Consider the following 15,587-nt stretch of genomic DNA (forward strand, 5'->3'; position numbering starts at 1 on the left):
ATGCCGGATATTCTCAATATTGCTATTTCCGGTCTCAAAGCCCAACAGACTGCGCTGTCGATAACCGGTAACAACATCACCAATGCGGGGACGGAAGGCTACAGCCGCCAGACCGTCAGTTTTACCGAAAACAACAGCCAGTATCGGGGTGGGGTCTGGGTTGGTTCCGGGGTAACGGTGGATTCGGTCCGGCGTATTTATGACGAGTTCCTGACTGGCCAGCTGCGCTCGGATACCTCAGAGTTCAATGAGCAGGACACACTGGCCTCGTACGCCCAGCAGATCGACAGTTTGCTGGCGGATTCCGCGACCGGTATCCAGCCTGGGCTGGAATCCTATTTTGATGCCATGCAAACCGTGGTCGATGATCCGTCATCACTGGCCGGGCGTGAGGTGCTGATCAGCCAGGCGTCCGCTCTGACCGACCGTTTTGATGTGATCAGCGACCAGCTGCAACAGCAGAATCAGGTATTAAACGGCCAGATGGCCGTTATGGCCCAGCAGGTCACCGCAATTGCCGAGTCGATTGCCAGCCTCAACCAGGACATCCAGTTTGCCGTGGGTTATGCGCAGGGGGATGAACCCAACGCCCTGATGGACCAGCGCGATCGTCTGATTCTGCAGTTGTCAGAGCTGGTGGATGTCAACGTAGTGGATCAGGGTGATAACCGTCTCAACGTGTTTATTGGTAACGGTCAGGCGTTAGTGGTCGGCAATGACTTTAATACCCTCTACGCCGATGACGGTTCCAGCGATCCCAGCCGCGCCGATCTGTATCTGAAAAAGGGCGAGGAGGTGATTCCGGTAACCAACGAAATCTCCGGTGGCACTCTGGGTGGCACGTTGGCGTTTCGTAACCAGATTCTCGACCCGGTGATCAACCAGCTCGGCAAGATGGCGCTGGTGATTGCCGAAACCGTTAACGAGCAACACAAGATGGGCCTCGACTACGAAGGTCTGCTGGGGCAGAACTTCTTTCAGGACATCAACAGCAGTGACGCGGTTTACAACCGCGCGTTAGGGGACGATGGCAACGCCAACCCCGACGATCGTGTATTAAGTGTGTGGATCACCGATGCTGGCAGCCTGACTGCCAGCGATTATCAACTGGAGTTTGTTGGCCCGGATAACTACAACTACCGGATTCGTCAGGTCGATACCAACGAGATTGTGCAGAAAGGGGCGATTACCGGCCTGTTCCCGGAAACCATAAGCCTGCCCGGTTTTGAAATCCGCCTCGAAGATGGCAGTTTTCAGGCGGGTGATGAATTCCGCATCCTGCCGACCCGTAACGAAGCCACAGCTATGGAAGTGGCAGTGACCCGGCCGGAGCAGGTCGCGCTGGCAGCGCCGATTGTGACCGATGCTGCTATCGGTAACCGTGGCTCAGCGACTATCAGTCAGGGTTCTGTTGATTCGCTGGATACCATCGCCTTTGATCAGCTCGGGCAGATGACGCCACCGCTGCTGATCCGGTTCACCTCGGCAACCACTTACGACGTGCTGGATAACACCGACCCCGGTAATCCGGTGCCGCTGTTTCCGCCGATTGCCAACCAGACCTACGTGCCGGGGATCAATAACGTGATCAACCTCGGTAATCCTGACCAGACCGCCTTGACCAGTTACAACGGCCAGTTACCGATTCGCCCGACCTATCAGGCCGATCCTCCAGCAGCACAGGTGGCGGCGGTGAATGGTCTGGCCTCGCAGCGTTTCAGCATCAGTGTCACTGATCCGGATACCGGTGTGACCAGCAAGTTGCCCGATCTTAATACGGCCCCCAACAGCTCGGCGCGTTCCATTGCTGAACAGCTGAGCAAGTATGAGGGCATCAGCGCTTCCGCCCGTACCACCATGGAAATCACCGATTTCACCAAGGATGCCAACGGCTTTTTGCCGCTGGAAATCAGCCTGAACGGAGTGGTCCTGACCGATACCCTAGGGCCTGGGCAAAGCAAATACGACAGCACTTACCCGCAAGAAGTGGCCGATCCGATGACGCCCGATTTTCTGGCCGAGCGTATCAACGCCAACTACGACTTCCAGAAGCTGGGGATTACCGCCCGTTCCGATGGTGGCACGCTCACCATTATTGCCCTCAACGGTGATGATCTGGCGCTGGAAGTGAATGGTGATCATGGTGACGGCTTTGCCGTCAGTAACGGTCAGGACATTAGTCTTACCCGTACCGGTGAGTCTCCCTATCAGGTGTTAAATGAATACGAAGGGTACGATTTCAGCAAGGGTGGGCCGTACAGCTGGTCGTTTGATATTGAAAACCAGGGCTCGTTTGAGATCTCGCTGAGCGAGAACTACGAAACCGGTGAAGACATGCTGGCGGGGGTTCGTGAAGCCCTGCGGACGGCCGGTTTTGCCTTTAACGGTGATCTGGATGTGGCCATTAACGAACGTGGTGAAATCAGTTTCCAGAGTCGGATGGCCGTTAACGGCACCGGTGTTTATGGCTCATCCAAGCTGACCCTTGGTGGCCAGGTCAAGATTGTGCTGGACGACGGCGTGAACCTCACCAGCAATACCAATGGCAACAACCTGTTCCCGGCCGACCTGCAACCGGTTGAAACCTGGATGGGGATCAACGTCAGCATTTATGGGCAGGTGATGGCGGGGGACGAGTTCACCATTGGCAGCAACCTTAATGCTGCGTCCGATAACCGTAACGCCCAGCTGTTATCTGACCTGCAGAACATCGACACCGTTAATGGCAACAGTACCTACTCGCAGGCGTATGCGTCGGTGGTGGAACGGGTGGGGGCGATTACCAGCCGCGCCCAGACCAACCGTGATTCTTCGGAAGTGCTGATGACCACTTCGCAGGAAGCGTTGGCCAGTCTGAGTGGCGTTAACCTTGATGAAGAGGCGGCGGCCCTGATGCAGTACGAACTGGCATACAACGCCAATGCCCAGGTGATTCAGGTCGCGCGCGACATGTTCGATACCCTGATCGCTACCTTCGGCTGAGGCGCTGGAGCAGCACAACATTAACTACCGGACAGGCACCAACCTGAGTACAAACCAAGGGAGAACAGCATGCGGATTACCACACTACAGCAACACAAGACCGGCCTTGCCAACATGCTGCGTAACCAAGAAGAGCTGAACAAGACCCAGAACCAGGTCGCCAGTGGCCGACGGGTATTAACCCCGGCCGATGATCCGGTGGCGGCGACCAAAATCCTGCAGTTGGAGCAGGATCTGGCCCAGCGCGAACAGTTTGAAACCAATATGACGGCCGCCGAAAACCGTCTGCGGCTGGAAGAATCAACTCTGGCGTCGATTACCGATTATTTTGCTCGCCTCAAGGAGCTGACTGTGCAGGCCGGTGGTGGTACCAACACCATTTCTGACCGCCAGGCCATTGCTGCCGAAGTGAGCCAGATTCAGGGCGCGCTGGTGGATATGTTCAATAGCCGCGACGCTAACGGTGAGTACGTGTTTGGTGGCTTCAAGGGCAGTGAACCACCGTTTCAACAGCAGCCTAACGGCCGTTATGAATACGTTGGTGATGAGGGCCAGCGCTTTGTGACCATCGGCTCAGCCACTACCGTGGCAACCGGAGACAGTGGCAAAGGGCTGTTTGTGGATGTCGAAAGTGCGGGGGATGGCTTTACCACCGAGGTGAACCCGCTTAATCGTGGCACCCTGGCGATCAACGCCGGTTTTGTGGTCGACAAGGATACCTATGCCGACTTCTATCCCGACGACATCATCATCACCTTTAATGCTGAAGCGGCGATTGATCCGGCCGAGCCCAATTACACCGTACGACGGGCATCGGATAATCGTGTGATCAGTGGTCTGGTGAATCAGCCCTACATCGAAGGGAAGGAACTGATTATTGCCGGAGTGGCCGTTACCCTGACCGGCGAGCCCCAACCCGGTGATCAGGTGATGACCCGTTCCAGCCCCAAACAGAGTGTCACTGATACGCTCTACCGACTGGCCGATGGTCTGAACTCGCTGGGGGATAACACCACCGATTCGGAAACCCTGACCAATCTGCTGGCCGATACCCTGACCAACCTTGATAACGCGTTGGCATCGGTATCGCAGGTACAAAGCAAGCTGGGGGCGCGTCTGAACGTGGTCGACAGTACCCGGGCCTTGTCCGCTGACATCAAGCTGGTGAACGAGGAAGTACTGTCGGAATTGCAGGATGTGGATATGGCCGAGGCGGTGAGCCGGTTGTCGTTACAAACCACCTTGCTGGAAGCCGCCCAGCAAAGTTACACCACCATCAGCCGTTTGAGCCTGTTCAACAAGATGTAAACACTAAACATCAGGGTGTTTACAACACCTTGAATGCACCACCCCGGCTTTCGGCGCGTTGCCAGGCCGGGCGTGCGTGTACCCGTCGTAACCAGCCGGCAATGGCCGGATAATCGTCTGCACTGGCAGCTCGCTGCAGGGCGGCGTCGAGCGGAAAACTCATCTGGAAATCGGCCAGTGTTGGCGCATCGCCAGCAAACCAGCTGCGGTTGGTCAGATGCTGTTCGACCCAGCCGAGATGACGCCGGATATTGGGCTGAACAAAATTTTCGACGACCTTGCCTGCCAGTGTCTTTGCCACTGGCCGGATAAAAAATGGCATGGGGGCTTCGCTCATTTTTTTCATCACCAGTGCCAGCAACAGAAATGGCATCAGGCTGCCTTCGGCGTAATGCAACCAGTAACGGCATGTCCAGTATTCGTCGGAATCGGCGGGTGGACAGAAACGTCCCTGGCCGTAGCGCTGGCCCAGATACTCGATAATCAGGCCGGACTCCGCCAGCACCCGTTCGCCGTCTTCCAGCACCGGTGCCTTGCCGAGTGGATGTACCTGTTTGAGGGCCGCCGGGGCTAACAGGGTCTGGCTGTCACGCTGGTATTCCACCAGTTCATACGGAACGTCGAGTTCTTCCAGCATCCACAGGATACGCTGGGAGCGGGAGCTATTCAGATGGTGGAGTCTGATCATAAAGCATCCTTGTATGAATCGGGGACTGTTGGTAAAGCTTCCACAAACACCAGATCTGGAACGCGGCCAGGAAAGGACCGAGTGGCGGCTGTACAAAGCCTGCCAGAATCCAGAGGGTGGTCAGAAACCAGGGAATGCGGCGATTACGCAAACCGCACAGCAGATAGGCCGGCCAGGCGATGGTGAACAGGCAACCGCCCACAAACAGCAGCAAACCGGCGATCAGAATCAGGGGGAGCAGCATATCGCCGGCGATGTACAGATTGGCTCCGTACCACATCAGCAACCAGGTCATGCCGAGGGTGAGTGTTCCAGCCTGAAAAACCAGGCTGTAACGATACCAGGTGCTGTAAAGACTACCTCTCATGCGCTGTGCCTGTTCAGTGTCGGACAATCAGTATGCCGAACCCCGGGTTCGGCATCCAGTACCAACTGGCAGGATTAACCGCTTCGGCACAGGGTCTGCGCTGCTGTGTTACGGCAGGTCAAACCACAGGGCGTGCAGGTCTTCGCTGGCTTGCAAACTGATACGGTCACCGCTGTCCAACGCCACTGCATCACCGGCACCTAACACAGGTTCGGTATTGTCGGAGGCCTGAATGTTGACCTCACCGCTGATCACATGCAGATAACCCCGACGCTGGCTGCTGCCCAGTTCCAGGCTTTCACCAGCGGCCAGTTGTACCCGGAACAGGCTGGCATCCTGATGCAGACGTAAAGACTGCTGACGACCATCCGGCGTTACCAGCGGCGTCAGCCCCGGTTGTTCACCGAAGGACTTCTGCTCATAACCCGGTTCGATATGCCGCTCTGCAGGCAGAATCCAGATTTGCAGGAATTTCAGTGGCTCGTTGGTCACGTTGTATTCGGAATGGACAACACCGGTTCCGGCCGACATGCGCTGGACTTCTCCGGCACGTAATACCGACACATTTCCCATGCTGTCTTCGTGGCGAATGGCGCCTTGCAGGACGTAGGAAATAATCTCCATATCGCGGTGCGAGTGGGGATCAAACCCGGAGTGAGCGGCAACTGTGTCGTCGTTGATTACGCGCAGTACTGACCAGCCCATCCGTTGCGGGTCGTAATAGTGTCCGAAGGAAAAACTGTGGTGGCTGTTGAGCCAGCCGACACGGACATGGCCACGGCTGTTGGCAGGGCGAATGGAAAGCATGAGACCAATACCTCGGTAAGCAGATGAGATTATGGTGCCGCTGGATCGGTATCGAAAAAAGCGGATATAACTGCAAATTCCTTTCGATTTTATGAAAAGGTGCCAGCCTATGCGGTTTTCACCTACAATCAGCAGCAGTCAATCCGACTGAATCCATTTTGTGGCCATAACAGCGGTTGTGGCCCAGCAGAGAGAACCTTATGGAACGTATTGAGCGTGATTTTTTTGCCCGTGACGCCGAAGATCAGGAAGCATTCCTGACCCAGACCTGGTGCAACGACTGTGGTGAAGCCGACCTTGGCATGGTTGAGCCGGTGGAATACGAAGTCGAAGGTGTGGTGGTTGTTGAAGGCAAATGCAAAAAATGCGGCGCCAGCATCCTGACCGAAATTGCCGACGACGATACTGACGGTGCCTGGGAAGACGAAGGCGACGAATAAGCCTTGGTCAATGACTGACTGACACCAGCAGACTCAGCAGCCATAACCCCAGTGATACTGGCAAGGTTTGTTGGCTGAATGAGTCTGCCACCTTCCGCTCCTGGCGATCCGCCAGCAAAAACTTGCGGCGCAGATAAACCAGTTGCGCCAATACCAGCACGGTCAGACTCAACCACGCGGTTGATTCATCCGCTACCAGATGAATACCACTCACCAGTGCCAGCAGGCTCCCCGGCAACATCATCTGGCGTGCCAGTTTTTCCAGTGGGCAGTCGGGAGTTGTATAGACTCGCTCGTTCCACCAGTGCCAGACTCCCTGCAGTCCGCGTACGATATAAAACAGACCGGCCAGTTGTAACAGGATAGGAAAGCGGACCAGAAACCAGGCTTCGTCTTGGAAACTGAACATACTATTAACTGTGTGCTCCGTGAAAATTCCGTCATAAGCAAAGTGTAGCTTTCCGGTTTTCGCTGGTGTGCAAAATGTGATGTTTATCACAGTTTGGTGGTCTACGGAAAAGTATCAGGCCATTTATTGACGTGGTAATTGTTCAGGAAGTGCCGTGAGTTTTTTTGATGGTTTTCTCAGTTTTCTGATTGATATGGGGTGGCCGCAGTGGTTGTCAGCTGCTGCGTTGGCATCGGTGTCGTTGGTGGCGACTCTGGTGTTTAAACATCTGCTGATCCGGCAGCTGGTCGGTGCCAGCACCCACACTCATCTTTACTACGACACGCTGGTGTTGCGTTCGTTGTCGCGGCCTCTGGGGATGTTATTGCTAGGTGGCCATTTATGGGTCTACGAGCGGCTCTGCAATCACATGGGGCTCAGCAACGACATTCTTGGTTACTGGGCCAATACCGCGGTGCAGGTATCGCTGATTCTTGGTCTGATGCTGTTTATTGATCGGGTGGTGCGTGGCACCATCGAACATTACGCATTGCATTCGGTGGTGGTGCGTAACAGTCAGGGCGTGATGTCGGGGCTGGTGCGCGGTCTGGTATTTGGCATTGGTGTGCTGGTTCTGCTCAGCAGTCTGGGGGTGTCGGTAACCCCGGTGCTGGCATCGTTGGGGGTGACATCGCTGGCGGTGGCGTTGGCGTTACAACCGACTCTGGAAAACCTGTTTTCCGGTATCCAGCTACTGGCCGACAAGCCATTTCAGGTGGGCGACTTTATTGCACTGGAATCTGGCGAGCAGGGGTTTATTGAACGGATTGGCTGGCGTTCCACCTGGGTACGTATGTTAGCCAATAACCTGGTGGTGATTCCTAATAGCAAGATCAGCCAGTCACGTATCATTAACTACAACTATCCGAGTCCGGAAATGTCGGTGCCGGTAGAAGTCAGTGTGCATTACAGCTCGGATCTGGTGTTTGTGCAGAAAATTGCCAAGGAAGTGGCGGTGCAGATTTTAAAAACTGTCCCTGGTGCCCAGGCTGAGTTTGAACCGAAAGTGAACTTCCATACCTTCGGGGATTCCGGCATTGGTTTTACGGTGGTGTTGCGCGCTACCGAGTTTGCCGAGCACTTTGTGCTGAAATCGGAGTTCATCAAGGCGTTGCATCGCCGTTTTCAGGAAGAAGGTATCTGTATTCCGTTCCCGATTGTGGCGCTCAACACCGATCAGGAAAATGCCCTGTTCCGGCAGGTCGGGCAACGTAGCAACGAGAGCTGACCTCAGGTCAGCTCGTTATCACTGCTGCGCGAGGTTTGTGGCAAGTAGCGTTGGCGCAAACGCCGGGCAATGGCATCCACACCGATGTTGAGCAGGGCGGTGATGATGATCAGGAAAAACGCCCGGTCGAAGCGAATTTCCGAAAACGCCGAGTCGATGTAAAAACCGAGTGTGGCGATCCCCAGAATACCCATCATGGCGCTTTCGCGCAGAATCACTTCCCAGCGATAAAAAAGCAGTGCCAGCATGGCCGGATACTGGCGTGGGTTTTCCAGATAGGCCAGCCGCAATAGCCCTTGTGGATCATCCGGACGCTGTTGCTGGTGGCGATCAATTTCGCTGCCATTGGCGATCAGGAAAGAAATCAGGCCGCCGTTATGTAATGCCAGCGCCAGTACGGCCGGTAAACCGGATGGGCCAAACAACAGCAGAAACACAAATGCCATGACCATTTCTGGTGTTGAGCGCAACACCAGCAGAATAAACCGTCCACCCGTCCAGGCCGGGCCGGATACCAGACGCCGACTGGCCAATGGCCACAACAGCAGGATGATCAGGGCAGTTAATGCCAGTGCCATCTGGGTCAGGTAGAGGGTTTCGAGAATACCGGGGATGGCCTGCTCCGATAACAAGCGCCATAACCAGCTGCCAAAACCGGCCCAGTCACCACTGCGCAGGCTCGATGGCCACAGATCCACGCTGACAAATTGCCACGCCAGATCGAGGGAAACCGGCACCGGGTTTGCCGGCAGCAACCAGATGGAAACCAGCAGCCATGGCAATATCAGCACCGGTTTGAGCCAGTAGCGCACGCTGGCAATCATCAGCAGGAACAGCCACAACACCGCTGCTGCTTCACTGTACTGGCCCTGTTTGAAGGCGGTTTCCAGATGGAATCCCAGCGTTGGCAGGCCAATAAATCCGAGAATGGCGCTGGAGCGCAGGGCGCATTCAAAGCGATAACGCACGTAGTGCAGCATGGATGGCAACGCCTGTGGAATCAGGCTGTAGGCATAACGCAGCAGGCGGCTGCTGGCCGGGTCGAGCGTGGCACCTGGCTGTGGTGGCTGTTGCTCGATGATTTCGGCAAAGACCTTGGCAAATACACCACAGTACGGAATCAGAATGGCAAGCAGGCCGGTGGTGGCGCTCAGCCCGAACAGCTGCATAAACAGCAAGCCCCAGAACAACTCGTGAACGGAGCGGATAGCGGCGGCCAGCATACGTAACCAGCGCCAGTGAAAATACACGGCCATGAGCAGGCCAAGAGGGACTGCAATTGTTACCGCCAGCAAGGCGAACGCAACGGTAAGACCAACGGCCTCTACCAGAACGGTGACATCACTCCAGTGTGGGGTGATCAGGCCATAACCGATCAGACCCAGCTCATGCCAGGGATCGACCTGATGCAATTGCAGGTCGGCAAACGGAATACAGATCAGGGCAACGGCGATCAGAATCAGGGTGACCTGCACCAGTGCCAGTGCGGTTGAGCGTGCCGGACGTAATAGCGTCGGCAAGGTGAGAGTCATGAATTATGACTCCTGATACCGGTACAACTCGTCGAGTTGTTCGGGCGACAGTTCGGCGCTAGGGCCATCGTGCAGAATCTTGCCATTGTGCATCACCACTACGCGGTCAAACAGCTCCAGCGCCAGTTGGCGATTATGCAGGCTGACCACCGCGGTCTGATGTTGTTCCAGCAGATACGTCAGCAGGCTTGTAGCCTGCAACGGATCCAGCGCGGATACCGGTTCATCGGCCAGCAATAATGGCTGGCGACGGAACAGGGCTCGACCAATGGTTACACGTTGACGCTGACCGCCCGACAGACGATCCACCGAGTTCCAGAGTTTTTCATCCAGACCCAGACGGGCTGCCAGAGATTCCAGTTCGGCCACCGCTGATGGCAAGGGCCGCACCAGATTCCACAGGCTGGCGAGGGTGCCATAACGCTGCAACCCGCCCATAAACATGTTCTGGTACACCGACAACACTTCCACCAGACCACCGTTCTGCGGACATAACGCCGTAAGCGCCGGTGCCAGCTCATGCAGCACTACCAGCAAGCTGGATTTGCCCGCTCCGGAAGGGCCAACCAGTGCGACTTTTTCGCCCGCGCGAATGGTCAGGCTGATATCACAGAGAACAGTCTGGTTACCGTAATGCAGGCTGCGGTTGCGCAGTTGCAACAGCGGCGGTTCGGCAATTACCTCCGGCTGTTGGTCAGCCGGAGACAATGTGATGGAAGTGGAGTCAGTCAAGAATCAGTCCAGCAGGTTAATGGCTTTTGCTGTTTCTTCAATTGGAGCGTAGTCAGCGTTGCTGGCGGGTACAAAGCTCTCACGTGGGAAAGTCGCCAGCAGCTCCTTGTCTTTCATGTTCAGCAGCGCCTGACGTACTTTTTCCTTGAAGCCGGCACCAAAGCGGGCGTCCACATCACCACGGATACTCCACTGGTAATCCGGGTAGGTTGGGGAAGTCCAGATCACTTTCACCTTGCTGGTGTCGATCTTGCCAGCGGCCACTTCAGAATCCCAAACGGTGTAGTTCACCGCACCAACCTGGTAGGCGCCGGATTGTACTTCGGCAATGGTACGGCTGTGGTCGTCAGAGAAGCCTACGCGGCTGAATACTTTCTCTGGAGCATCCTTGAAGAATTCGCGCAGGTAGAACTCTGGCATCAGGCGGCCGGAAGTAGAACCCTTGGCACCGAAGGTCAGGCTTTTGCCGCGCAGGGCTTCCTGCAGGTTGTCAGAAGCGTCGAGGCCAGCACTGGTGTTGGCAATCAGGTAGCTCTTGAACAGCTGGTCTTCGTAACCCTGGGCAATGGCTTCAGAATCCGGTACCAGTTTACGGGCTTGAACGCCAGACAGACCACCAAACCACGCCAGTTGCACCTGGTTATTGCGGAAGGCTGTGATAGCCGCTGGATAGCTCTTCACCGGAATGTACTTAACATCGACACCCAGTTCGTGAGAAAGGTATTCGGCAACCTTGCCGAAGCGCTCCTGCAGACGGGATTCGTCTTCATCCGGAATGGCAGTAAATACAAAGGTTTCAGCAACCGCATTGGCGATCAGTACGGGTGCTACCAGGCACGCCAACAGAAGTTTCTTCAGCATCAGGATCTCGTCCGCTCAAATGGGTGGGCAGGGATAATTAAGGCGGGCGATTTTATACGATGCAAATTGAAATTGCGCGAATTACCCCTGTACAGCCTGCCGGATGGGCAGATCAGGGGAAGGAGAAGAAAACAGGGTCAGGCGATGCGGCGGGCGCTGCCAATACAGTCCTGCAGCTGGCCGTCGGTGAGTGGAAAAATGTGCATCGTCAGTTCTTTCAGAATAGACGTCAGCACGGACAGGGATTTGCGTGCGTCTTCGCGTAACTCGCCCAGCATATGGGCACTTTCGGTTTTACGCAGTTCGGCATTGGCCATCAGCATGGAGAAGCGGGTGAGGGCACTGTCGTAGCGTTCTTCGTAATCGCGGAAGATGCGGACGGTGTCTTCGCCACTCAGTTGTTGCATGAGTTTTTGTACTTCAATGGCAACCGGTGGACGGGCTTCTTCAACGCGGCTGCCGCGTTCACTCGGCTGATAATGCATTTTCAGCAGGGCAATCTGGTAACTGCGGTGATAGTGACTGATGGCTTTTTCGATGGTTTCGACAAGGCCTTCGCGGGTAATGGCTGGGTTCATGGCTGTATTCCTTTATATTTCTGCCTGAGGAGTGTCACCTTGTACCGGTAACTACGGGGGCATAATGTTGACAGGATTGTTAAAGACTGCTGCCAACCAATTCACGCTCATTACATGAACGAATATCCAATTGTCATATATTGGCGATCAAATATATTTTTATATGGTCCGATTGTCCTACAATTAAAATCTATCCAGGAGTGTTCAAATATGTCAGACCGGTATCCGTTTAATGAAATTTTTGTGGTAGTAATCAATATCGGTTCTGAATTAAATATATTGAGTTTTAAAGGCAATATCTGTGGCAGGTCGTCCGGCGGGTGTTTATATCCGTCAATCGTAATTTTTAAGTGTTAAACTGGTAAGTCAGACGCGATATAACGGGGCGGCGCCCATGTGTAATGAGTGCAGTAATTGTGTTGGTTGTCAGTTATGGCGGGGCAAGGAAAGGCGGGAGTTACGATATTACTATCGAAAGAAACTGCCACTGCGGGGAAGTGGCAGTTAATGCTCAATGAGTTGCTTCCAGGTGCCTGACGGCCAACTCGAGGTCTTTGGCCAGGCTTTCCAGAACCATATGCATGCAGTCGTCCGTTTCCACGTCTCCGTCCATGGGGGTGTTCAACAGCAACACCAGGTTGTCGCGAACGCGACGATACAGTTCGCAGCCATCAGGCAGCAGGGCGCGGCCATCCAGCTCAAGCAGCATCTGGCTGTCAGGCCAGTGATGGTGACGGTACTGATGAGGGGCCTTGATGGCCTTCAGCAGCAGTTGGTAGTCCTGTTCCAGCGGTGAGCCATCCAGCTCGATATCAATACGGCGTGCAACCGCCGTTGTCATCGGGTTTTCTTGCATCATGATTTATTCCTTTATCGCACAGATTGCAGTCCATCATTCGTTTTTGAGCCAGTCGATTATCTGGCGCAAATGTGAAAATTCAAACATGAGAGCGACATGGATTGATCTGCAGCAAGTCCGCGTCGGAATTTGCATAAAATGCCAATTTTGCTGGCATGAATCTGGATGTCTGGCTAAATATGTCGCAGAAAGAGGAATATGAATGCAACAATTAAAGCGGCGGACGTATTGTAAATAAAACAAAGCCCGGCGAACCGGGCTATATCAATAAAGTGAATTTTTTCTCAAATCAGGCAAATGATGGTTGTTTACCTGATTGCAGCCGTGCTTGTACTTCTTCGCGATTACCACGGAAGCAGATGCGGTGGCTGTGTTTGCTGAGCTGGTATTCGTACATCGGGTCGTAATAGTCGTGCAGCAGCGCTTCAATCCAGATGCGGTGCTGGTGTGAATCGCCCTGGCGATGAGCGTTCAGTGCCGATTCCATCATCCTGCTCACTTCCTGGAAACGAACGCCACCGAGACGTTTGTGAACCCGTTGCAGGGAGTCACGCAGGTCGTTGGCAAAAGCGGCAAACGGATCTTCGAGCCCAGGTTGCTGCTGCCACTCTTCCAGCTTGTTCAGAATATAGTTCCGGAAACTGTGTTCGACCCGTTCTTCCAGTGTGCTTTCCAGCACCACCAGTGGTGAACGGTTCATGGCAGCACGCAGGATGTGCGGCAGAGAGCAGCGGCCAATCAGCTGGCTTTCGTCTTCCAGCACCAGTGACAAACCGGCACGGCCTGCTTTGCTGTACTGGAATTTCAGCATGGCGATGGCCAGTGCGTTTTCAAAATCGAGCTGGCTCGGTTGGCCCGCCGGGCGTTTGCCAAAGGCCGAACCGCGGTGATGGGCCAGTCCTTCCAGATCCACGCTGTTGCTGACCTGTTGCAACAGACCGGTTTTGTTACAGCCGGTTTTACCCGCCAGAATCAGCAGCGGTTGGCTGGCGACCTGACGCTCGAAATGATCAAGCAGATAGGTACGCATGGCTTTGTAACCACCCTTGATTCGAGGGTATTCACAACCGGCTTCCGCCATCCATTGCTGGCAAATCTGGCTACGCAGGCCGCCGCGCCAGCAATACAGATACCCATTCGGGTTGGCGTTGGCGAAATCGACCCAGGCTTTTACCCGTTGCTCCTTGATCTCGCCATTGACCAGCTGATGTCCGAGCTTGATGGCCTCGTCCTGACCTTTCTGTTTATAACAGGTGCCGACCCGTTCGCGTTCGCTGTCGGTCATCAACGGCAAGCTGAGACTGGTGGGGAAAGCGCCTTTGGCAAACTCGACCGGTGCGCGGGTGTCAATCATCGGCGCATCGGACAGGAACAGATTCAGAAAGTCATTACAGTCGGGACGTTTCACGCGTTGACTCCCACCAGAGCGGCATCACCCTGATCAGCCAGCAATGTGCCGATTGGACGGTTGTACAGACCGGCTTCGGCCAACATGGCCGCCACCTGTCCGGCGGCTTCCGGAGCGACGGCAATCAGCAAACCGCCACTGGTTTGCGGATCACACACTACATTGCGGATATGTTCCGGAATCGCGCCCAGTTTGTGGCCGTAACTGTCGAGGTTACGGATGGTGCCGCCCGGTACACAGCCCAATTGCAGATACTGTTCGGCTTCCGGGATGACCGGAATGGCATCGGCGTCCAGCTCGGCGCGTACACCGCTGCCTTCACAGATTTCCAGCAAATGGCCCATCAGACCAAAACCGGTGACGTCGGTGAGAGCGTGTACGGCTTCCAGAGGTGCCAGTTCAGCCCCCATCCGGTTGATCTGGCACATCAGGTCGCGGGCGATGTGAGTGTGTTCCGGCTGCAGTTTTTTCTGTTTCTGGGCAGTGGTCAGAATGCCAATGCCGAGCGGTTTGGTGAGGAACAGTACGTCACCTGGCTTGGCCATGTTGTTCTGCTTAAGGCCCTGACGGGTGGTCAGGCCAGTAACCGCCAGACCAAAAATCGGCTCCGGGGCATCAATACTGTGGCCACCGGCCAGAGGAATGCCGGCATCCAGGCAGGCCTGACGGCCACCGTCGACCACCTGACGGGCAATTTCCGGTGCCAGCTTGTTGATTGGCCAGCCCAGAATGGCAATTGCCATCAGGGGTTTACCACCCATGGCGTAAATATCACTGATAGCGTTGGTGGCGGCGATGCGGCCAAAATCAAACGGATCATCAACAATTGGCATAAAGAAGTCAGTGGTGCTCAGTACCACCTGATCATTACCAATATCAAAGGCTGCAGCGTCGTCCTTGCTGGCGTTACCGACCAGCAGGCCGGGGAAGTCCGGCAGCTGCAGGTTAGAGACCAGAATCTGGTCGAGTACCTTGGGGGAAATCTTGCAACCACAACCGGCACCGTGGCTGTATTCGGTAAGGCGGACAGAGGACTCGGACATGGGCAACAGCTCCGGCAATAAAACGGGGGCACAGTTTACGAACCCTGTCCGCATTTGTCAGTGGCTGGCGGGCAGGAAAAAATGGCTAATGAAACGGTGGGCATTGACTGGCCTGTCGAGGCCCGGCCTGGTCAATGGTGCAGTCAATGAGAGTCGTGGCCCCAATGCGCAATCGTCAGGCGCTAATGGACCGCCCTGGGTGTGCACTTGAGTGGTCAGGATTGCATGTCGCTGCTGTTCAGAACACGATTGATGTGATCCAGAATCTGGCTGGTACGGCCGTGGAGAGTCCGGTGGTCTGTGGTC

15 protein-coding genes are annotated in these 15,587 nt (G+C 55.1%); 4 read left to right on the forward strand and 11 right to left on the reverse strand.

Annotation, left to right across the window (positions count from 1 at the left end):
* Together flgK and flgL are read left to right on the forward strand one after the other, a co-directional pair.
* Window positions 1-2,982: a flagellar hook-associated protein FlgK gene (gene flgK, locus OUO13_RS18030; RefSeq protein WP_283175297.1), complete on the forward strand. Its 2,982-nt coding sequence runs from the start codon at window positions 1-3 to the stop codon at window positions 2,980-2,982.
* A 69-nt stretch (window positions 2,983-3,051) separates the two neighbouring features.
* The gene (gene flgL, locus OUO13_RS18035; RefSeq protein WP_283175298.1) at window positions 3,052-4,290 is read left to right on the forward strand and encodes a flagellar hook-associated protein FlgL; all 1,239 of its coding nucleotides are present in this window, start codon (window positions 3,052-3,054) and stop codon (window positions 4,288-4,290) included.
* Window positions 4,291-4,309: 19 nt separating this feature from the next.
* Here flgL and OUO13_RS18040 read toward each other — a convergent pair whose 3' ends face one another.
* The 3 genes from OUO13_RS18040 to OUO13_RS18050 all read right to left on the reverse strand — a co-directional run bounded on the left by OUO13_RS18040 (window position 4,310) and on the right by OUO13_RS18050 (window position 6,152).
* Window positions 4,310-4,978: a glutathione S-transferase family protein gene (locus tag OUO13_RS18040; protein WP_283175299.1), complete on the reverse strand. Its 669-nt coding sequence runs from the start codon at window positions 4,976-4,978 to the stop codon at window positions 4,310-4,312.
* Window positions 4,953-5,345, reverse strand: a complete 393-nt coding sequence (locus OUO13_RS18045) for a hypothetical protein (RefSeq protein WP_283175300.1) — start codon at window positions 5,343-5,345, stop codon at window positions 4,953-4,955. Before OUO13_RS18045 ends, OUO13_RS18040 begins: the two co-directional genes overlap by 26 nt.
* Window positions 5,346-5,453: 108 nt before the next feature.
* Entirely contained in the window at window positions 5,454-6,152 is a 699-nt protein-coding gene (locus OUO13_RS18050; RefSeq protein WP_283175301.1) for a pirin family protein, read from the reverse strand.
* 200 nt (window positions 6,153-6,352) lie between these two features.
* On the opposite strand from OUO13_RS18050, the gene OUO13_RS18055 reads away from it, so the two are divergent.
* On the forward strand, window positions 6,353-6,592 hold the full coding sequence (locus tag OUO13_RS18055) for a hypothetical protein (protein WP_283175302.1): 240 nt from the start codon (window positions 6,353-6,355) through the stop codon (window positions 6,590-6,592).
* Between the two features lie 7 nt (window positions 6,593-6,599).
* On the opposite strand, the gene OUO13_RS18060 is transcribed toward OUO13_RS18055, so the two are convergent.
* On the reverse strand, window positions 6,600-7,001 hold the full coding sequence (locus OUO13_RS18060) for a hypothetical protein (protein WP_283175303.1): 402 nt from the start codon (window positions 6,999-7,001) through the stop codon (window positions 6,600-6,602).
* Between the two features lie 154 nt (window positions 7,002-7,155).
* Here OUO13_RS18060 and OUO13_RS18065 point away from each other — a divergent pair, with 154 nt between their 5' ends.
* Window positions 7,156-8,268 carry a mechanosensitive ion channel family protein gene (locus OUO13_RS18065; protein ID WP_283175304.1) on the forward strand — a complete coding sequence of 371 codons (1,113 nt, stop codon included), beginning with the start codon at window positions 7,156-7,158 and terminating at the stop codon, window positions 8,266-8,268.
* Between the two features lie 2 nt (window positions 8,269-8,270).
* Here OUO13_RS18065 and OUO13_RS18070 read toward each other — a convergent pair whose 3' ends face one another.
* The 7 genes from OUO13_RS18070 to selD form a co-directional block, all read right to left on the reverse strand.
* Entirely contained in the window at window positions 8,271-9,800 is a 1,530-nt protein-coding gene (locus tag OUO13_RS18070; protein ID WP_283175305.1) for a PhnE/PtxC family ABC transporter permease, read from the reverse strand.
* Window positions 9,801-9,803: 3 nt separating this feature from the next.
* On the reverse strand, window positions 9,804-10,532 hold the full coding sequence (locus OUO13_RS18075; protein ID WP_283175306.1) for an ATP-binding cassette domain-containing protein: 729 nt from the start codon (window positions 10,530-10,532) through the stop codon (window positions 9,804-9,806).
* A gap of 3 nt (window positions 10,533-10,535) precedes the next feature.
* Entirely contained in the window at window positions 10,536-11,393 is an 858-nt protein-coding gene (locus tag OUO13_RS18080; protein ID WP_283175307.1) for a putative selenate ABC transporter substrate-binding protein, read from the reverse strand.
* Between the two features lie 137 nt (window positions 11,394-11,530).
* Complete coding sequence (locus tag OUO13_RS18085) at window positions 11,531-11,971, reverse strand: hypothetical protein (RefSeq protein WP_283175308.1); 441 nt, start codon at window positions 11,969-11,971, stop codon at window positions 11,531-11,533.
* A gap of 511 nt (window positions 11,972-12,482) precedes the next feature.
* Window positions 12,483-12,830 carry a hypothetical protein gene (locus tag OUO13_RS18090; RefSeq protein ID WP_283175309.1) on the reverse strand — a complete coding sequence of 116 codons (348 nt, stop codon included), beginning with the start codon at window positions 12,828-12,830 and terminating at the stop codon, window positions 12,483-12,485.
* Between the two features lie 289 nt (window positions 12,831-13,119).
* Window positions 13,120-14,238, reverse strand: a complete 1,119-nt coding sequence (gene mnmH / locus OUO13_RS18095) for a tRNA 2-selenouridine(34) synthase MnmH (RefSeq protein ID WP_283175310.1) — start codon at window positions 14,236-14,238, stop codon at window positions 13,120-13,122.
* Window positions 14,235-15,281, reverse strand: a complete 1,047-nt coding sequence (gene selD / locus OUO13_RS18100; protein ID WP_283175311.1) for a selenide, water dikinase SelD — start codon at window positions 15,279-15,281, stop codon at window positions 14,235-14,237. The genes mnmH and selD overlap by 4 nt, the downstream gene beginning before the upstream one ends.
* Window positions 15,282-15,587 lie beyond the last annotated feature (306 nt).

The organism is Parathalassolituus penaei, from assembly GCF_026626885.1.
GTDB lineage: Bacteria > Pseudomonadota > Gammaproteobacteria > Pseudomonadales > Oceanobacteraceae > Oceanobacter > Oceanobacter penaei.